14 protein-coding genes are annotated in these 19,021 nt (G+C 52.1%); 3 read left to right on the top strand and 11 right to left on the bottom strand.

Annotated elements, in window-relative coordinates; translation table 11 throughout:
- Positions 1 to 88 precede the first annotated feature (88 nt).
- Positions 89 to 871, bottom strand: coding sequence for a P-loop NTPase family protein (locus PGL01S_RS05670; RefSeq protein ID WP_127492312.1), 783 nt, complete (start codon positions 869 to 871; stop codon positions 89 to 91).
- Positions 872 to 953: 82 nt separating this feature from the next.
- On the opposite strand from PGL01S_RS05670, the gene ant(6) reads away from it, so the two are divergent.
- Positions 954 to 1,820: an aminoglycoside 6-adenylyltransferase gene (gene ant(6), locus PGL01S_RS05665; RefSeq protein ID WP_127492310.1), complete on the top strand. Its 867-nt coding sequence runs from the start codon at positions 954 to 956 to the stop codon at positions 1,818 to 1,820.
- Here the strand turns inward: ant(6) and PGL01S_RS05660 are convergent.
- Positions 1,790 to 3,175: a sensor histidine kinase gene (locus PGL01S_RS05660; RefSeq protein WP_127492308.1), complete on the bottom strand. Its 1,386-nt coding sequence runs from the start codon at positions 3,173 to 3,175 to the stop codon at positions 1,790 to 1,792. The genes ant(6) and PGL01S_RS05660 overlap by 31 nt on opposite strands.
- Entirely contained in the window at positions 3,168 to 3,818 is a 651-nt protein-coding gene (locus PGL01S_RS05655; protein ID WP_127492306.1) for a response regulator transcription factor, read from the bottom strand. Before PGL01S_RS05655 ends, PGL01S_RS05660 begins: the two co-directional genes overlap by 8 nt.
- Positions 3,819 to 3,989: 171 nt before the next feature.
- Between PGL01S_RS05655 and PGL01S_RS05650 the strand changes: the two genes are divergently transcribed.
- Positions 3,990 to 6,338, top strand: coding sequence for a glycoside hydrolase (locus PGL01S_RS05650; RefSeq protein WP_127492304.1), 2,349 nt, complete (start codon positions 3,990 to 3,992; stop codon positions 6,336 to 6,338).
- A 51-nt stretch (positions 6,339 to 6,389) separates the two neighbouring features.
- Here the strand turns inward: PGL01S_RS05650 and PGL01S_RS05645 are convergent, their stop codons facing one another.
- Positions 6,390 to 7,370, bottom strand: coding sequence for an aldo/keto reductase (locus PGL01S_RS05645; RefSeq protein WP_127492302.1), 981 nt, complete (start codon positions 7,368 to 7,370; stop codon positions 6,390 to 6,392).
- Positions 7,371 to 7,463: 93 nt separating this feature from the next.
- Positions 7,464 to 7,946: a tetratricopeptide repeat protein gene (locus tag PGL01S_RS05640; RefSeq protein ID WP_127492300.1), complete on the bottom strand. Its 483-nt coding sequence runs from the start codon at positions 7,944 to 7,946 to the stop codon at positions 7,464 to 7,466.
- Positions 7,947 to 8,055: 109 nt separating this feature from the next.
- Here PGL01S_RS05640 and spoVB point away from each other — a divergent pair, with 109 nt between their 5' ends.
- Positions 8,056 to 9,603, top strand: coding sequence for a stage V sporulation protein B (gene spoVB / locus PGL01S_RS05635; protein WP_127492298.1), 1,548 nt, complete (start codon positions 8,056 to 8,058; stop codon positions 9,601 to 9,603).
- Positions 9,604 to 9,694: 91 nt separating this feature from the next.
- Here spoVB and PGL01S_RS05630 read toward each other — a convergent pair whose 3' ends face one another.
- From PGL01S_RS05630 to PGL01S_RS05605, 6 genes are all read right to left on the bottom strand, one after another.
- The gene (locus PGL01S_RS05630) at positions 9,695 to 10,930 is read right to left on the bottom strand and encodes a VWA domain-containing protein (RefSeq protein WP_127492296.1); all 1,236 of its coding nucleotides are present in this window, start codon (positions 10,928 to 10,930) and stop codon (positions 9,695 to 9,697) included.
- A gap of 3 nt (positions 10,931 to 10,933) precedes the next feature.
- Entirely contained in the window at positions 10,934 to 13,273 is a 2,340-nt protein-coding gene (locus tag PGL01S_RS05625) for a DUF5682 family protein (RefSeq protein ID WP_127492294.1), read from the bottom strand.
- Entirely contained in the window at positions 13,231 to 14,325 is a 1,095-nt protein-coding gene (locus tag PGL01S_RS05620) for an ATP-binding protein (RefSeq protein WP_127492291.1), read from the bottom strand. Before PGL01S_RS05620 ends, PGL01S_RS05625 begins: the two co-directional genes overlap by 43 nt.
- Positions 14,301 to 16,109, bottom strand: a complete 1,809-nt coding sequence (locus tag PGL01S_RS05615; protein ID WP_127492289.1) for a hypothetical protein — start codon at positions 16,107 to 16,109, stop codon at positions 14,301 to 14,303. Before PGL01S_RS05615 ends, PGL01S_RS05620 begins: the two co-directional genes overlap by 25 nt.
- A 13-nt stretch (positions 16,110 to 16,122) precedes the next feature.
- A complete protein-coding gene (locus tag PGL01S_RS05610; protein WP_127492287.1) occupies positions 16,123 to 17,571 on the bottom strand; it encodes an SWIM zinc finger family protein in 1,449 nt (482 codons plus the stop codon).
- Between the two features lie 162 nt (positions 17,572 to 17,733).
- Positions 17,734 to 19,005 carry a metal-dependent hydrolase gene (locus PGL01S_RS05605; protein ID WP_127492285.1) on the bottom strand — a complete coding sequence of 424 codons (1,272 nt, stop codon included), beginning with the start codon at positions 19,003 to 19,005 and terminating at the stop codon, positions 17,734 to 17,736.
- Positions 19,006 to 19,021 lie beyond the last annotated feature (16 nt).

The following is a 19,021-nucleotide window of genomic DNA, read 5'->3' as shown; positions in this document are numbered from 1 at the left end:
ATTTCCTATCTTCATAGTATTCTTCTCCATAGAATAGATGCCGAGCGGTAGGATGCAAAATAAGCCGCACTACCGTGCGGCTTCATGATCATTCCGATAAACGAATGGCATTTTCATCCGTTTTATTGTCTTTCCATAGGTCATAAGGCTTCAAATAAACAATCTCATCGGCTAGACCTTCAATATATTTCTCATCGCTTACGGGGATGATCACCGACGCACCGGATTCTCTTAAGATACCGAGCAGTTTTCTTCCAAGCACCCCTAGAATATAGAAGAGTCCATGGGGTTCGATCCAAGGAACGCAATACAGCTTTTTCTGAAAAGCATAACCGATCGCCATGGAAGCTCTCCATCGCTCGCCGCTGTTGAATTCAAGGGGACGATAAATTCGGCCCTGATAGCGCTTTGGTTTATCCATTCCGGTTAACTCGAACAACAGGGCGATTTGCTCCAGGGTTAACGGATTCCCGCTCCGCTTGATCCCCTCTTTAATTTGGTCGGCGACCGACCGTACTCCTTTTATTTTCCATGTGAAAGGACCGGGATAGTTCTTGAAGATGCGATACGGAAACTCGGCGACCCCTTCGCCTACATAACAAGAAATACGCTTCAAGACATCATTGTTTACGGGATGATCATCCAAGGTTATGATCGAGTGGGACATATCCAGGCATTCCGACAACAGTTCTTCTTTTCCGGCTAAAAAATAACTGAGGAGCCAACCTCCGCTGCCAAAGGATCCAACTAAACCGTAGATTTTGCCGGGTTCAATGGTTAGGTTGAAATCTCGAATGGAGTCGATCATCGAATACTGATGGAAAATCGTTGGCGTCGAGCTGCTGTTCAGGTTCCGGATCTGGATCTTCATGGTCGTCCCCACCACCCTTTTCCCGAGTTTCCCAGTCATTATTATTTTATGCGATAACCCTTGAAGAAAGGAAGATAGACGGATGAGAAGTGAACAGGATATGAGGCGGATGCTTTTGGATTTTGCAAAAAATCATGAAACGATCCGGGCAGCTACGCTGGAAGGCTCCCGAACGAACAAGAACATTCCCCCTGATTTGTTTCAAGATTATGATATTTCCTTCTTTGTAACGGACATGGATGCGTTTAAGGAGAATGACCAATGGCTGGATACCTTCGGCAAACGCCTTCTAATGCAAAAGCCCGAAGACATGGAATTATTCCCGTCGGAGCTTGGCAATTGGTTCTCTTATCTCATTCTATTTGAGGATGGGAATAAGCTAGACCTCACTTTGATTCCCCTTGAAGAATTGGACGAGTATTTTGCCAAAAGCGATGGCTTGGTCGAGGTACTGCTCGATAAGGATAAACGCATCGGAGCCGATGTCATTGCAACAGACCAGCAATATTGGATTAAACGGCCGACGGCAAGGGAATTTGACGATTGCTGCAATGAATTTTGGATGGTCTCCACTTACATCGTAAAAGGGCTGGCGCGAAGGGAAATCTTATTTGCCGCCGATCATCTTCATGAGATTGCTCGGCCTAATCTGCTCAGAATGATGGCCTGGCAGATTGGCTTTGAACGTGGCTATACGTTTAGCGCAGGGAAAAACTACAAGTTCATTAACCGGTATCTCCCGGCAGATGACTGGTTAGCTCTCCTTACAACTTATTCTCAAAGCAGCTATCCGGATATGTGGAATTCTTTATTTACATGTTATGCGTTATTTCGCAAATACTCGATGTCCGTAGCTGCTGCTCTCGGTTACCCCTACCCGGATTATGACGAAGCTATATCTGCTTACACGGGGGAGATTTATAAGTCCATCACACCCAATGAAAAATAAAACTCCACCGTTCCATCCTGCGCCGCATGTCCGTAATTGGCATGATGCTTCTGCAGTATGGATGCGGTGATGGACAGACCAAGTCCTGTGCCGCTCAATTGTTTGCTGCGGGATTCTTCCAAGACGAAGAATGGCTCCCATACCTGCCCCCACTTCGCTTCATCGCTTGTATCCGCTTCATTCAAAATGCTGAAATGAACGGCGGACGATTGGACTTCCGCGGCAACGCGGACCCACTTCCCCTCGGCATATTTCAATGCATTGGAGAGCAGATTGCGCAGAACGGATTCGAGCTTGCGGCTGTCCGCCATGACCCAAGCTTCCTCGGGAAGCTTGTCGTCCACGATCAGCTCCATATTCTTATGACGAAAGGCTGCGCGATAATCATCAATCGTTGTTGTCAGCAGCCGGTGGAAATCCGTTGGCATAAGCTCGTAAATTTCCGTCTGAAGCCTGGACAGCTCGAGCAGCTGATCGATCATCCCTGCCATATGCTTCGTTTGGCGCCCGATGACTTCGGCGTATGTACCATCGTCAAGCCCGTCCTGAATACCCGCCGCATAGGCTTGAATCAAGGACAACGGAGTTTTCAGCTCATGCGAGATATCGGCTATAAACGTCCGCAGATTCGCGTTTCTTGCCTCCAGCGACTGCTGCGAAGCTTTCAGCTTATCGCTCATCCGGTTGATGCTGCCGGCCAAAGACTCGATCTCATCCCCTGTCCGGATATCCGCATGAGTGAAGGATAAATCGGCAATGGATTTAGCCGTATCGTTCAGCTTCGCCAGCGGTTTCACGATCCTTGCCGTATACAAGGCTGACAGGACGATCAACAGCAGCAGCATACTCGCCCAAATATACAGGTTAAACCGGTTCACGATCCCAATGGTCTCCTTCGAATAGGAGATCGACTCTCCTACCGCCAGCACGTTGCCGCCGGAAGGCAGGAAATTAACCAGAAAGCTGGATTTCAGCTTAGCTTGATCATAGAGCTTGTTAACCCGGCTGCCCGCCCGCAGCAAAGCGATATTTTCTTCGCTTAACCAGAATTTGCTTAACGTAATTCCCTTCAGGTTCAACTGCCGCAGAATCCGGTCGTTTAGGTCATCCGTGTTCTGAGCCAAGCTTGTATAGACGATCGTCACGTCTCTCGCCTGCTCCAGCTTCGGGATTATCGAGTCGAGCGCATCAGCCGGCACACTGGACAGCTCGGCCGTCAAGGATGCCAGCTTCTCTTTCTTCTGATATAAAAAATATTTCGGCAGAAAATAAGTATTCATCGCAAAAGTCAAAATAAATACCGCCAGCAGCGCCAGCGTGATACGGGTAATCAGCTTATAGCCAAGCTTACTCATCCGGATGCTCCTCTAGACTATACCCTAAACCCCGGAACGTCTTGATCCGGTTCTCCCCGATCTTCTCCCGCAGCCTGCGGATATGGGTATCCACCGTCCGGTCATCCCCGTAATAGTCGAATCCCCATACCTGATCCAACAGCATTTTCCGGGGGACGATCTGACCTTTGTTCTGAATGAGGTACTTCATTAACTGGAACTCCTTCGAGGTTGCCTGCACATCGTTGCCGTCACGATATATTTTCTGAGCTTCCATATCCACCACCAAATCGCCTGAACGCAGCTGAGAATCCCAGTTCAACAATTTACAAGCACGGGCGATTAACACTCGGGGATCAAATGGCTTGCGCACATAGTCGTCCGCACCGGCATTTAGAGCATAGAGCTCGTCTTCCGGTTCGCCTTTCGCCGTGAGGAGCAGTACCTTCGTCCGGCTGACCCTCTTGATCTCCTTGCATACCTCTACCCCGTTCACCTTCGGCATCATCCAGTCCAACACGGCAATATCCACCCGATGCTCGTAAAACAACTCCAGTGCTTCTTCGCCATCCCCGGCCGTCAGCACGTTAAATCCTTCTTTCATAAAATAGCTTTCTAAAATTTGCAGCATCATCGGCTCGTCATCGGCCAGCAGCAAGTTCATACGTCACCCACTCTCCAGATATCAGTCTTGCCCATTCATCGGCTTTGTTTTCTACTATATAAAAATCAGGTGACGCGAATGTGACGAACCGCCTCGCATTTGGCACATTGCTGTAACATTCGTCCCTTAGACTAACCTCGATTTCGCAAATGAGAAATGGAGGAACAAAGCATGAAATCAAAATTGACGTGGATGGTCACCGCTACTCTATTAACCGTGTTGTTAGCCGGATGCGCCAACAGCAGCAGCAACCAGACCCCGCCGGAAGAAACAGGGACCCTCGTTCCCCTTCAGAAAACACCGCTTCCCGGTGGCGAGCCCTTTGAGTTCGAGGTAGACCCCGATACCTTCGCGCTTACCATTATCAAAGACGGAGTGAGAGAACAAGCATCTCTGCCGCTGCCAAAGTCGAAGGTAACGAATCTGGTCAAGAAGGACAACTCGGTATCCTGGACCTATCCCGGCAGGATGAACATCTCGATTACCAAGAAGGATCATTATCTCGATATTCAGCTGGAATCCGTCGGCGCGGAGTCCTTCGAGTGGCCGATTGTTCAAGCGGACAGCTACATGCTGCCGCTTGGCGAAGGCAAGCGAATTCCCGCGGATGACAAGGATTGGAAGACTTTTCTTCGCGATCAGACTTACACGTTCAGCGAGTCGTTCTCGATGGATTTCTTCGCTTTAAACCATAAGTCGTTCTCGATGGTGTATCTGGTCAACAACAAATTTAACGACGAGGTTCACTTCGACACGGAACCTTCGGTGCAAATGCAATTCTCGCATGACTTTCCTGCGATTAATCCGGACAAAAGCTACGGCTTCCGCCTTTATGTAACGGGAAATGATCCTCAGCAGATCGTTCAGCCCTATAAAAACAAAGTAATCGAGAGCGGAAATTTCGTTACCCTGGAACAGAAGGCCGATGGAAATCCGAATATCCGAAAGCTTTACGGGGCGCCGCAAATCTACTTGTGGAGTCCAACTATTTTGACCGTCGAGAACGTGAATTGGCCGAAAATGAAAACCGTGCTGAATGGCAAGCTAGGCGCATGGCTTAAGCATCTGATGGATGAAACCGCGGACGGCAGCAGCGAGCTCGCCGATACGCTTAAGCAGCTTTCCGATCAGGACTATATGGATAATTATCAGAAAAAGGTTGTGTTAAGCGCGCTTAATCAGGCTGTCCGAATGAAAGACTTCTATTCTGCCGAGATGTTCCCTGATACGGGCACAGAAGCGACCGCCCTTATTCAACAAGGCGTGTCCAGCCTAAGCGAGCAAAAGCTGTATGAGCTTAACAAGCTGCTGTTAAAAGACAGCTTAGGTGAAGCGGCAGCCGATTTGAAAGATTGGGGACAAGCCGGCTCGACTGACTTGATTAAAGCCATGCATGACGCCGGTATCGATAAAGCCTGGATTGGTCTATCGAATTGGGCGGATGGCTTGATTAATCCGGCTATGGTGAACGAAGCGGCGAGTGACGGTTATCTTATCGCCCCTTATGATTCCTACCATTCCATTCAAGAGAAGCCGGATCCATCCTGGAATACGGCTTCCTTCCCGGATTCAACTCTTTATGAGGAAGCTACCATTACCCGGAAAGACGGCTCGAAGGTAGCCGGTTTCCTTAACCGGGGTCGTAAGCTTAATCCTACATTAGCCTTGCCAAGTGTCAAGCAGCGCGCCGATAGCATTCTTAAGGAAGGGATTGCCTTTAATTCCTGGTTTGTCGACTGCGATGCGACGGGTGAAATTTTTGACGATTACTCCCCTGCCCATCTGACGACGCAGTCGCAGGATCTGGACGCACGGCTTCAAAGGCTAAGCTATTACGCGAAGGACAAGCAGATGGTCGTTGGCTCCGAAGGCGGCAACGATTACGCCAGCGGCGTCATCGCCTACGCGCAAGGGATAGAAAGTCCGATTATCGCCTGGGGAGATCCCGATATGCGCGATAACAAAAACAGCGAATATTACGTTGGCGGCTATTATGCCATGTCGGGGATTCCGGAACGCTACGGCAAAGCCGTGCCGGTAAAAGCGTTGTACGATAAAGTGTATCTGGATCCGACCTACTCTCTGCCTCTCTACAAGCTGGTCTACAACGATTCCATTATTACAACCAATCATTGGGAATGGGGCAGCTACAAAATCAAAGGCGCCGAAGCGGAACGGATGCTGTATGAGCTCTTGTACAACGCTCCTCCCCTTTACCATTTGGATGAGGCGGCATGGAAGCAGCAGCAAGCCAGCATTACCGGCTTCCTGAAGGTATGGTCTCCGTTTCACAGCAAGGCGATAATGCAAGAGATGACGAAATACTCCGTATTGTCCGATGACCGGTTAGTGCAAAGCGCCGAATACGGCGATCAATTAAAGGTTACCGTCAATTTCTCCGATAAAGATTTCGCCGCGGATGGTCAAACGGTAAAAGCCAAGTCGGCCGTTATTACCGAGGACGGAAAAACCACGGTTTTTGATGCGCAGGCTAATGCAAAGCTATTAACGGCAAAATAATCACGCAAAAAAAGCTGGCTCCGACAAGGAGCCAGCTTTTTTCCTTTACACTTATAAGGCGCCAACAACGCGGTGAGGAACATACCGTTCCTCCAGGTACTTAATCTCGTCCGGCGTTAACGTCAGCTCGATCGATCCGATCGTTTCCTCGAGCTGAGCCATGCTTGTTACGCCGATAATCGGCGCCGTTACCTGTTCCTTTTTCAGCAGCCATGCCAGGGCAACCTGAACGCGGGGAACGCCGCGTTGCTCCGCAATCTCCGCAACCCGCTCGGCAATGACGCGATCCTGCTCGGCGAATGCGTCATACTTCATTTTTTGAGCCTGATCGGTTTCGGAACGGTGCGTAACGGTACCCCAGTCGCGAACCAATCGGCCGGAGGCAAGAGGACTATACGGAATTGCGCCAATCTTCTCCTCTTTAAGCAGCGGCATCATCTCGCGTTCTTCCTCTCTGTACATGAGGTTAAGATGATTCTGCATCGCGACAAAGCGGGTCCAGCCATTGCGCTCCGCAACATGCAGAGCTTTCTGGAACTGCCAGGCATACATGGCGGAAGCTCCTATGTATCTTGCTTTGCCTGCCTTCACCACGTCATGCAAAGCTTCCATTGTCTCTTCAATCGGCGTATTGTAGTCCCAGCGGTGAATCTGATACAAGTCCACGTAATCGGTTCCCAACCGCTTCAGGCTGTTATCGATTTCGTTCATAATCGCTTTACGTGATAGACCCGCGCCGTTCGGGCCCGGCTGCATGCGGAAGAATACTTTCGATGCAATCACGACTTCATCCCGGTTGGCGTAATCCTTCAAGGCGCGACCGACAATTTCTTCGCTTGCACCAGTCGAATAAGCATTCGCCGTATCAAAGAAATTGATTCCCAAATCCAAAGCTTTCTTAATAATCGGCCGGCTGTTCTCCTCATCAAGAATCCACGGATGATTCCAGCGTTCTACGTCACCAAAGCTCATGCAGCCAAGACAAAGGCGTGAAACATCCAATCCTGTATTCCCCAATTTCACGTATTCCATCCATATCCCCTGCTTTCCTTTTAGTCGATCCTATTATCTCACTTGGAGTTAACTCCAAGTCAAGACACGTCTGGCAATTCGAATGCGTATTCCCTAATCCCACCTCTGGTCTAATTTATCCGCATAGAACAGTAACGCTTTTCGATAGGATTGTATACCTTGGTCTCCGCTTGTCTCTGCTAGTTGCTTCAGCAAGATTTCCATAGCCGCGTTATGCTCCTCAAGGTTATAAAGCACCATGGCATAAAAGACCTGGAACTCCCGGTTATCCGGATATTCTTCTATCGCTTCCCGGAAAATCGATCGCGCCTGGGCGTACATGCCCAATGTCCGGTAAGTGCTTCCCAGTCCCAAATAAGCGCCTTGCCGGTCCTCTCCGCTAAGGCCAAGCTCTATTGATTTTTGATAAAAAGGAACGGCTTCCCTCTCGAGTCCCATCGAATCATGCACCCACGCGCATTGATACCAGACGGACGGATTGGCGGGATATCGTTCAGTGAGCGCCAGCAGCATGGATCTGGATTCCTCTAATTGTCCCGATTCTCTTAGTTGTATGGCGATTTCCAATTCATTCAATGTTATGGCTCCTTCCGAAAAAGCCTCCCGCCATGCAAGCAGCTTGTTCGCATGCTTTTTCAAACGGTGAATACACTTAAGTATTCAAGCGTTTTTTCAGGAGGAAAGTATGGCACATCCTAAATCATCATTCGTAAAAGGTACGTTAGTCTTGTCGGCCGCCGCTTTCATTAACCGGATTCTCGGCTTTATCAGCGGCATGTACATCGCCCGCGCGCTTGGCGCGGAAGGCATTGGTCTTCTTATGATGGCGCATCCGCTTGTTCCGCTGGTCATTACGATTACGGAGCTTGGACTTCCCGTTGCCATCTCCAAGCTGGTCGCCGAAGCCAATGAGCAAGGCGACCGCGCTAAGATCAGGCGGATACTGAATGTCTCTCTTGCGATCACATCCGTACTCAGTATATCGCTGACGACCTTCTCGCTTATTTTCTCGGAGTGGATTTCTTCGATTCTGTTAAGCGACCAGCGAGCTTATCTAGCAATGCTCGCCATCACGCCAATTGCTCCGATCGTAGCGATCTCCGCCGTCTTGAAAGGCTATTTCCGCGGCATGCAGCAGATGAAGGCGATTGCCGCATCCGATGTCCTTGAGCATACGGTACAAATCGCCTGCGTACTGGCGCTCGTCCACTTGCTTCTGCCTTATGGCGTGGCTTATGCGGCGGCAGGCGCTATGGCCGCTTCCGTCATTAGCGAGATGATCAGTCTTCTCTTTCTCGCTGCCAGCTATAAGCTTTACGGCGAGCGGAAAGCCGCGGGAGAAACGTGGAGAAACCATCTCAAGCACGGAAGAAGCACGCTTAACGAGCTGCTAAACCTAGGAATGCCAACGGCAGGTCAAGGCGTTATTCACTCGTTATACAGTGCCTTTCAACCGCTGCTTATTACAACCAGTCTTGCGATGGCCGGTATCGGCACGGCTATGGCGACCAAACAGTTCGGTTTGCTGGCTGGTTACACATTTCCCTTGCTGTTTATGCCCAGCTTTATAACCAATTCTCTCTCAACCGCGCTAGTTCCTGCCATCAGCGAAGCGGCGGTCAGCAAGAACACTTTGCTCATACACGAACGGATGAACCAAGCCATGATTGTAGGCCTTTTGATCGGCGCTCCGGCAACCGTTATTTTATTTCAGTGGGCAACGCCGCTAACATCCGTCATTTACGGGGCTCCCGATGCGGGAATGCTGCTGCAGATCCTGGCTCCGATGTTCTTCTTCCATTATTTTGACGCACCGCTTCATGCCATTCTTCTGGGACTTGGCCGGACGAACGCCGCCTTATGGAACTTTATCATCTCCACCGCCTTCAAAGCCGTCTCCATCTTTGTATTCGGCAGCCAATTCGGCATTGTTGGAGTTGCGTTTGGCATCGGGATCGGCATGGTTCTGCAGATGATGCTTAATTTCTTTTCCATCTCCAGCTCGATCGGCTTCTATTGGCCGGTAGAGCCTTACATTAAGGTAGGCTTGTGCATGGTGCTCATGGCGCTCTTCGGCCGCTGGTCCATGGCGTTCTTCACCTACGAAGGCTGGCCGATGTTATGGAGCATGGTAGCCTCCATCGTCGTCTCCACTCTCTTCTATTTCATAACCCTTATGCTGACGAATACGATTAATTGGAAAAGCTTTCGGCGAGCAATTCCGCTGCCGTAACTTTAGTTACCGTAATTAATATTATGTAAACTAATATGAATAGGCATGAAAAAGCCTGCAGTCGAGCTGCAGGCTTTCTTTCTTCGTATCTTTATTTTCCTTTTGCCGATTGCCCCATCCGGTCGGCAAGCTGCTGCAGGTCCATTCCCTTCAAAGCGCCTTCGATCAACTCCGCCAGTTTATCCGGCGTGCAGCCAAAGCAAGGAATGCCGTATTGCGCCAGCTTTTTCGCGACCGATTCGTCATAGGACGGTACGCCGTCATCCGACAAGGCGAGCAGACAGACGGTTTTTACGCCGGACTCATGCATCTCCTTCAAGCGCCGGATCATTTCGGTCCGGTTGCCGCCTTCATACAAGTCGGAGACGAGAATAAAGATCGACTTCTTCGGTTCGGTTATAAACGGCTCGCAATATTGGAGCGACTTATTGATATCGGTCCCGCCGCCAAGCTGAATGCCGAACAGCATATCCACCGGATCGCTCGCACACTGCTCGCTTAAATCCACCACCTCGGTATCAAAAGCAACCACCTTTGTCTCCAGAGAAGGCATGCTCGCAAAGATGGAACCAACAAGCGACGCATAGATGACGGAATTGGCCATCGAGCCGCTCTGGTCGATATCGAGAATGACGGTCCATTCCTTGCTTTTCCGCGCGCGGTCGAAGAAGTAGACCTTCTCCGGGATAAGCAGCCCGCGTTCTCGATCGTAATGCTTCAGGTTCTTGCGAATGGTTGCCCCCCAGTCAAGACCGCTCAAGGAAGGCAGCGGAGAATGCTGCCTCCGGTTCAAAGCGCCGGTAACCGCACGGGTAAGATCCTGCTCGAGGCGCTTCATGATATCGTCCACGACTTCCCGCACGAGTGTCCGCGCGGTATCTTTCGTGCGCTCCGGAATTTGGCCGCGAAGCGACATTAAGGTGGCGACCATCCCGATATCGGGCTTAACCTGGGACAGCAACTCCGGTTCGAATAGCAGCTGGGTAAGCCCCTTGCGTTCTACGGCATCGGCCTGAATGACGGACACAACATCCGGCGGGAAAAAATGCCGCACATCGCCAAGCCATTTGGCTAACCTGGGGGACGATGCCCCCAATCCGGCAGATCGGGATTTGGAAGCATTGCCGTTGCCCTGACCGCTAAGCCCGGCTCCAGACCCCGTCCCTTCTCCTTCGTAAATAGCCGCCAGGGCTTCATCCATCAGCAGATCCTCATCGTTTAATAGAGGTCTACCTTGCGGACCGCCTGCTCCCTGCAGCTTTTGTTCGGCGGAAGCTCCCAATATAAGCCTCCAGCGTCTGACTTGTTCCGGATCCATTGTCGTCATAAGCTAAATATCTCCAAAGTCAAAATCGTTAAGTTCATCCAGCCGCTCCTTCTCTTCTTCGTTAAGCGGACGTTGAAGGGCTTCGCCGGTTGGTTCCGCTCCGCTTCCCCACAAATCGCCCAGCAGCTCGGCAATCGCCGCTTTCTCCCTCGGTTCGAAGCCGCCGAATGCGCGCCGCAGAAACACAAGCGAGCGCTTGAACGGCTCTTCCTCCAGCGAATTCACGTATTCATCCAGCTGACGCCATAAATAATCTCTCGACAATAATGCGTAACGGTTGCGCATCGACATGCCTTCGAACCAGCCGGAACCAATGTCCGCCGGAATACCCGGCGACAGACGGCGCGATACCTCCCTCGCGCAATCCTCTTCGCCAGCTTCGTTCTTCTCGAGCACGATCGCAAAGGCGAAACCGGACAGCTTGGCGTTGCGGTCATCCCTGGCCGCAAGCTCCTTCAGCTTGTTCATCCAAAGCGATCCGTCCACGAGCTGGTAATGCTCTTCCGCCGCCGCATCCATCGCTTGAATAGCGGTTACCATCGCTGCCGCCGCGTCGTCATTGCAGCCGGCGGCATCCTGCAGCATCAGGGTGCCTCGCAGGAACAGCTGCTGCATTATGGGCACCAAAGTCTCCGTCTCGATCCGGCGGATGGAGCCGTACTGCAGCAGGATGGACAGCTCTTGCACCGTTTCGGCAATTTGCTCGAAGCTGCCGGCGTCAACGGCAAGCCGCTGCAAAGCGCCGGTCGCCTGCCCCATCACCTGCGGCAGCCCGCATTCGCAAGATTTGCGGATCAGCTTGGCTGCCTCGGCGATGTTCGTGCAAGCCAGCAGCTCTTCATGAATTACGTAAGCGGCTGCAAGCTCAACCGTTTCTCCTTTTAAGGTAGATTCGACCGTCTCGATCTCGGCTTCCGGCGACCATTGCAGCACCCAATGCTCCGCCCAGGTTGCGTCCGCCTGACTGACCCGCTGCTTGCGGACAAAACGGATTCCCAGCACGGCAAGCCGGTGCAGGAAAACCGATCGGTTCAAATCAAGGAAGGCGGATTCCTCGGATTTCACCCGCCTGTTTTCCCTCAGATCCAGTTCCAGGCCGGCGGCAACAAGCGTCTTGTATTTATCCAGCTTCAGCCGTTTGAGCTCGCGGTTCAAATCATCCTGCACGGGTGTCTGGCTTACGCCTTCCGGTAAGCTGCCGATTACCGTTCCGATGTCCACTCTCGCAAGCGCTTCTGCGACAGAGGACAATTCTCCAAAGCCAAAAAGGACAGTGGCCGCGTCCCGCAAGTCCTTCCAGGTCGGCAGCACGCCGTCATGCATATACGCCAGCGCATCTGCCATTCTCACAGCCTCAATGACCAAAGCCGTCGAACGCCATGTTCCTAGCTCCCGCATTTGCATGGCGACGGAGGACAGATACAAGGCCGGCAATTCCTTCATCTTCCCTTGCTTCATGCATTGCCACAGCAGAGAATAATAGGCAGGGGCCTGATTCCCTGCCCCATAGCCGGAATGCGAGGATAATTTATAGTAGGAATAAGGCATTAACGTCATCTTGGACGGTACGCGGGGCAGCTTCTTGAGCTCGGCATCCGTCATAGCAGGCAAATCCAAGGTGAGGGCTGATGTGTGATGGGCGCCGCTGACCACTACTATCTTATCCGGCTCATGACCGGCTTTAATCGTATCCAGAATTTTTCGGCGCATGAAGGCTTCCCGGATCTCATTATAGGCGTAGCCGCGCGGTGTCAATTTCCGTTCGTCCCGGTCCGTTAGCTCCCTCATCTCCTCCGCATACGTTCGGATCGCGCTGCGGTAGCTGTCCGGCTGCAAACGATGCTCGAAATGCCGCTCCCAATACGCTTCGTAATCCGGTTCGCCGGACAACTCGGCAATTCTGCCATAGAGATCGGCAGGAGTCTCGGCTTCCTGAACGCTGCTGTCTGACAGATCCGGTGCCGTATCCCTTCTCGCGTCGGCAAGGGCAAGGGATACCTCCGTCGGCAGATCGATAAATTCCGAATGGCAGTTATGGTTTCTAGCCCATAGCAGAGCCTGATATTCCGGGGAATAGTCGGCGAACGGGTACAGAAGCGTACGAACGGGCAGACGGTCCGTATAGGCAAGCATCGCCACCGGCGGAACTACGCCGCGGGCGGTCAATTGCTCGGCCAGAATACCCGCGTCGCTGGGACCCTCGATTAATACCGCGGTCGGCTTCACCTCCCCGAGCAGGGCGAGGAGATGATAGGAGCCTGCCGGCGACAAGTGCCTGATGCCGAAATAATGCGGTCCGCTCAACCGTTCATCTCCGCGCACGCGTTGTACAGGCTTCGCCATGACGCCCCCCGTTTTTTCATCACGTTATCGAGATATTCCTTCCATACCTGCTGATCCTTCGCGTCATCCTTTACGATAGCCCCTTGCAGCCCGGCTGCAATATCCTCGTCGGTCAGTTCTCCGGTGCCGAAGCTTCCGGCAAGCGCCATGCTGCCCGTAAGCAACGAGATCGCTTCGGCTGTCGAGATTACGCCGCTTGGCGACTTTACCTTCTCTTTGCCGTCAAGCGTCAGGCCGCTGCGGAGCTCGCGGAAAATCGTCACGACCTTGCGAATCGCTTCGTCGTCCGGCTGCGAGGCGCGCAGCTCGTAGTTCGCGGATATTTCGCTTACCCTGCGTCGCACGATATCGATCTCGGTATCCAGGCTTGAAGGTGCCGGCAGCACCAAAATATTGAAGCGCCGCTTCAAGGCAGCCGACATCTCGTTTACGCCCCGGTCTCTTGTATTTGCGGTCGCAATAATGGAGAAGCCGCGTTCAGCAGGCACCTCCCTGCCAAGCTCGGGAATGGCTATTGTCTTCTCCGACAGGATAGAGATCAAAGCGTCCTGCACTTCGGACGCGCAGCGGGAGATTTCTTCAAAGCGGGCGATTCCTCCGCCTTCCATGGCACGAAGAATCGGGCTGCGGATCAGAGCTTGATCCGACGGACCCTGCGCAAGCAGAAGCGCATAGTTCCAGGAATAACGGACATGCTCCTCGCTAGTGCCTGCCGTTCCCTGCACAACCTTGGACGAATCTCCGTGGATGGCAGCGGTCAAATTTTCCGACAGCCAGGATTTTGCCGTTCCCGGCTCGCCGATCAAGAGCAGCGCCCGGTCCGTCAAAAGAGTGGCAATCGCCATCTCGACCAGACGTTTATTGCCGATGTATTTCGGAGTAATCGTGGTTTTGCCAGCCTGGCCGCCCGTAATAAAGGTAAGCACCGCTTTGGGAGAAAGCTGCCAGCCAGCAGGCTTTTCGTTATTTTTATCGGCCGCTTTCAGCGCTTCCAGCTCATGCGCATACAGCTGCTCCGCCGGCAATCTTAATACATTTTGTTTTTGATCCATTGCCATACTCCTTTTCCACTCTCCCCTGCCTGATCGTCTGGCATCGCTTCCAATGCCTCAACAATCTCCAGCAATTCATTTTTAACCGATTCGTACGCAAGTGCTTCCGCAAAAGCGCGAAGACGAGGCGCATAAGCCTTCGGCATCGAGGCAAACAGCTGCTTCATCCGCCAGTCTATGTAATAGAAGCTGCGGGAGGTTTTGTTCTCAAGCAGCCCCATGAAGAGCTCGGGCGCTTCCTTGAACCCAACGCGGAATAACGTCAGCAGTACATTTTGCGTACGGTAGTCGTTAACTCTTGAGCCGTCCTTCAGCTTCGAAACAAGATAGGACGTCACGTCCCGGTCATTCTGATGCGCAAATGCGCAGACCAGATCCGTCAAGTCCTGACCGGCGAGCGCTTTGACCCAGCGGCGATCCCAAGCCTCTTCCGGAACGGTTTCGGCGCGTTCGTCACTGCCTGTCAGCTGTTCGTGAACGATTTGCTGAATCGCTTGCTGCAGCAGCTTTGCGGACGCTGAACGTCCCTTGATGGCATCCGCATACCGGTCGAAGAGCTCTGCCGGAGATAATTGCCTAAAGGCAGCGCGGAAGCTGTATCCGATAAATTTGCCTTTATAGGCGGAATGCAGACCAATCGCGAACCGGTCGGAGGGCTCCGATTCCAGCGCCAGCAGAAGCTCTGCCGCCGTGTCCTGCACGACGCCCGCGTCGGCGGTCATAAATTCATCGGTCGCCATCAGTCTGCCAAGCATGGGGAAGGCTATCTCGGCGAGTTCATGCGCATGGCTGTTCAAGCAGCGCAGATTTGTATGGAGCTGCTGCAGTGCAGCTTCTCTGGCCTTGCCTTCGCTTGCCGAATAACGGTCCAGCTGTTCTTCCGCGTGCGCGATGATTCGCTTATGAAGCGTAAGCGCCGAACATTTGCGGATCGGGTAAATAACAAGCTCCGCATCCTTGGATGCAACAGCCTCAAACAAGCGGTCCTGGCAAGGAATGGATGCGAGCCGCGCCAGAGCGTAATAAGCCGCTTCGCGTACTTCTTTTCTTTTTTCCCGGCTTTGCTCAAGCAGGAAGCCCTCTTGACCTTCGTAGCCGCTCAGCAGCTCGATAGCCGCAATTTTCAATTCAGGCGCGCCCGATGCGCCGGCTTCTTGTACGAGCTCCAGCGCGGACTCGCCTTGCAGAAGATGAAGCAGCTGAAGACGCCTCGCATCTCCTTTGCCGCCCTGCAGATTTAGCTGGCTCTGAAGCAAAGGGACAGCCGCTTGCCCGAACTCCGGCAGTATTTTCAGCTGAATGAATTCCGGAATTTCGGAATAAACATCGTCCAGCGCGCTGCATAAAGCGGGCAATGCCCGAAGATCGAGGAAGCTCCGGTCTTCGTAAGCTTGTCGGATCTGCTCCAGCCTGCCCGAGCCCTTCGTCGTTAAGGCCTCTAGCAGCGGATGCAATCTCCGGAAGGTCACCTCCGTGGGAAGCGACAGTCCTGCGCTGCTCACTGGTTGCGTCTCTCCCGCAACATCGGTTTTGCCCTGCGTATGCAGGACGGCGCTGAGCAGTGTGGCCAGCTCCAGCAGCTTCAAAGCGCTTTCGGCACGAGGAGCTTGAATAAGTGCCTCCGTTGTATCAGCCAACCGTTTGAATACGGGGGCGGCTTCCCCGGCTTTCTGCAAGGAAGGAAGCAGCTTCGATAACCGGATATCCCCCTCGGCCAGGCTGCTGCCGGCAATAAACAATCTTCGCACCTCAACTTGAAGGTCAAGCAACAAATCAACGCTCATGGTAGTCACTCCTCTAGTACAACAGCCGAATAATCCGGCTATCCGTGATGATGCTCATCGGCTGCGCCGACAGACGTCCGCTGTCCACGTCATGTCGGAACATGACCAGCGCAGCTTGGTCCCGCAGCTCCTCTTCTTGCAATAACGGGACAATCGTCTCGAGTCGCGCAGGCGTAGCGATCATTTCCGATGTCATCGGAATCGGCTTGCCTTGCTTATCCCGGAACAAGTAGCCTTCTCCGGACTTCTCGATGGTATGGTAGGCGATTAGCACAACCGGATTGCGGTTAGCGAGAGGATTCTTAATGATGTTCTTCACTTGTTTAATCACCTCAGGGAATGAACCGTTCGCCGCTTCCTTTACCGCTTTGTAGTCCTGAACGGCAGCCTCGCGAAACGTTCCCTTATCCCACCTTACGCGGGCATTGATCTCACCCGGATACTGGTACAGCTCATCCGTTTGCACAACGGCGTGCACGGTATCCTCTTCTTTAAGCTGCTTGGCCGCACGGAACGGGCGGAGATTGCGGGTGGCATGAACCGTCCCATCCTGCAGGTCTGCCCACCATCCGGCATCCACGTACTCTCCTCTTGCCTGATCGGTATACGACAAAAAGGAAAGCTGCAGCAGCTCGGATGCTTGCCGCACGCAGCCATACTCTTTCAGTTCGGCTAACTGCCAAGCGTGGCCAAGCTGTTCCTCAAGCGTTGATTCCGTGTCTAACGGCATATCCGGTTCCGCTAAACGCCGCTCCAGATAAGCTTTTCCCCTCTTCGCCAACGAATGGATACGGATCAGCTGCTCGATCGCCTTGGAATAAACCGCATCACGGTTCGATTCCTCGTCAAATAGCAGGATGAGCTCTCTCAACTCCGCCTGAACGCCGGGAATATAGTAATTGCCCAGTTCCTTCGCTTGATCCTCGAAGAGCTGGATATTCTTCTTGCTCAGGCTGCCGAGTCCGCCTTGAACGGTTTGCAGCACCATTTTCTCCAATAGTTGAAGGCCTTCCAGCTGTGCATTGATTTTTTTGGCCAGCGCCGACTTGTTAACCTTGCGTTTGGCTGGTGCCGCACCGCTTGCCACTGATGCTTCGGTTTCTTTCTTCTTCTCTTCCCGCTTTTCCGCTTTGCCCCGTTTCTCCGCGATATCCGGAGGCAGCTCTGCTTGTTCAAACGGCTTACCAAGCGCATAGGCATACATTAAACCAAGCGTATGCTTGCAGGGGAACTGCCGGCTTGGACAAGAGCAGCGCGACACCGGACTATCCGCCTGAACAAAATCAACCGAGCAGCGGTACGGTTCCTTGCCGCTTCCTTTGCATTCCCCAAACAGCAGGGTCCCGTCTTCCGTTCTGCGGAGCACCGGGAAGCTGTTCTTTTTGACCAGATCCCGGCCGTTCTTCATCGCTCCCGCATTGGGAGCCAAGCTATCCACATAAGCTTCCGTTAATGACGTCATAATCTACCTCTCAGACTTTAAAGAATGCTATTAACTTCGACAAAATAGGCTCCATTTCCTGTTTGAGGAAACCACCAACTAATGTATGAGCCTATGATTTCAATTATGATAGAGCATTCTCCAGCAGAAAAAAAAGGAGGCATTGATATGCCTCCCGATCTCTCACTGTTTCACAAATCTTTCTCCAGCCCATGTATAGGTGCTTTTCACGTGTTGCCCCGTAGAATTATCATAGTAATCGGTTTGGAACGAAGAATCGCCAATTTTCTTCAAATGGGTGGAATACATGGAGTCATCCGCACTAATAAACATGCCATCCCTTCCTCCCGCGTCTAATTCCTTAAATTCGTTGCTGCCCGTCAGAGTAAATAGCTTGTAGTAATTCCCGTTGCTTGTTCCATACTGCCCTATCGTAAAATCAGGGTTTCCATCCCCGTTATAATCATCGAACGATAGATCAAATGTAGAGTTGAACAGCAGCGGATCCGTATAGAAGTCATTTAAAGCGACCCGGTTCAGCTCATTGCCGATGTCATCCCGCAACACGAGATGAAATTCTCCGCTCCAATTCGGTCCCATGAACGGTCCCGGAGACCAATCTTCGGAATATGTCCCGTTAACCAGCTCGATATCGATGTAATAAGGCTTGCGCATAATCGTATACATATCGTTTCTGGATAGCGTCATCGTTCCGGATACCGTTACGGACGAAGCGTCGGCCTCTGCTTTCTCCGCGCGCAGATTGCTGAAGCTGGATTCATTGTCAACTTCAATCCGGTTCCCCAATAGGGATGCGCGGCCAAACACGGCAGCCGACTCCGTCCGAAGCATAAACCTCCATTGCCTGCCCGAAGGATCCGGGTAGGTCAGCAAGGACTCCATATGATCTTGTTTGTACCTTTCCTCCAAGCTGTGTTCCAGGCTTATCTTGGAATAGGTCAACGTTCCGATATAGACGATGGATGTCAGAACGCCCGCAAGCACTAAATACCTGCCCTTCCGGAACCATAGCCCGATCATCACGGATAGCAGCATCGGGAATAAAACAAACGGATCATCCCGATCGATAACGCTGAATTCGTATTCATGTTCAATGAGCGGATAAAACAAAGCTACCCCGTTGCCGATATAATCGATCAGCAAATGAGTTCCGGCACTAATCATAAACGTCAGCCACATCCGCGAGAACGGGAATTCCTTTTGGAACTTGGAAAAAAAGTAAGCCATGATCCAACCGATGAGCGGGATCAGAAAGACGGAGTGAAAGAACAAATCGCCAAAAAACTTCGTGAAATCAGGCGCCAGTCCTGCAATCGCACCAAACAGGAGCAATAGGGAACGCCTGCCAATCGAATCCGTGAATGCTCTGCCGAACAAATATGCGGTACTGGCACCTGCTGCGGCATGAATGAACGTATGTAAGATTAGATCCAAAATACTCCCCCATTAT

This window comes from Paenibacillus glycanilyticus NBRC 16618, from assembly GCF_004000805.1.
GTDB classification, from domain to species: Bacteria; Bacillota; Bacilli; order Paenibacillales; family Paenibacillaceae; genus Pristimantibacillus; species Pristimantibacillus glycanilyticus.
The sequence above is the reverse complement of the archived record's forward strand: the minus strand, read 5'-3'. Positions and strand labels throughout refer to the sequence as shown.

What these genes read in the sequence shown, in the direction of transcription:
- PGL01S_RS05670 (WP_127492312.1), bottom strand. Translation starts at nt 871, where the DNA reads ATGAAGATCCAGATCCGGAACCTGAACAGCAGCTCGACGCCAACGATT.
- PGL01S_RS05660 (WP_127492308.1), bottom strand. Translation starts at nt 3,175, where the DNA reads ATGAGTAAGCTTGGCTATAAGCTGATTACCCGTATCACGCTGGCGCTG.
- PGL01S_RS05655 (WP_127492306.1), bottom strand. Translation starts at nt 3,818, where the DNA reads ATGAACTTGCTGCTGGCCGATGACGAGCCGATGATGCTGCAAATTTTA.
- PGL01S_RS05650 (WP_127492304.1), top strand. Translation starts at nt 3,990, where the DNA reads ATGAAATCAAAATTGACGTGGATGGTCACCGCTACTCTATTAACCGTG.
- PGL01S_RS05645 (WP_127492302.1), bottom strand. Translation starts at nt 7,370, where the DNA reads ATGGAATACGTGAAATTGGGGAATACAGGATTGGATGTTTCACGCCTT.
- spoVB (WP_127492298.1), top strand. Translation starts at nt 8,056, where the DNA reads ATGGCACATCCTAAATCATCATTCGTAAAAGGTACGTTAGTCTTGTCG.
- PGL01S_RS05630 (WP_127492296.1), bottom strand. Translation starts at nt 10,930, where the DNA reads ATGACGACAATGGATCCGGAACAAGTCAGACGCTGGAGGCTTATATTG.
- PGL01S_RS05625 (WP_127492294.1), bottom strand. Translation starts at nt 13,273, where the DNA reads ATGGCGAAGCCTGTACAACGCGTGCGCGGAGATGAACGGTTGAGCGGA.
- PGL01S_RS05620 (WP_127492291.1), bottom strand. Translation starts at nt 14,325, where the DNA reads ATGGATCAAAAACAAAATGTATTAAGATTGCCGGCGGAGCAGCTGTAT.
- PGL01S_RS05615 (WP_127492289.1), bottom strand. Translation starts at nt 16,109, where the DNA reads ATGAGCGTTGATTTGTTGCTTGACCTTCAAGTTGAGGTGCGAAGATTG.
- PGL01S_RS05610 (WP_127492287.1), bottom strand. Translation starts at nt 17,571, where the DNA reads ATGACGTCATTAACGGAAGCTTATGTGGATAGCTTGGCTCCCAATGCG.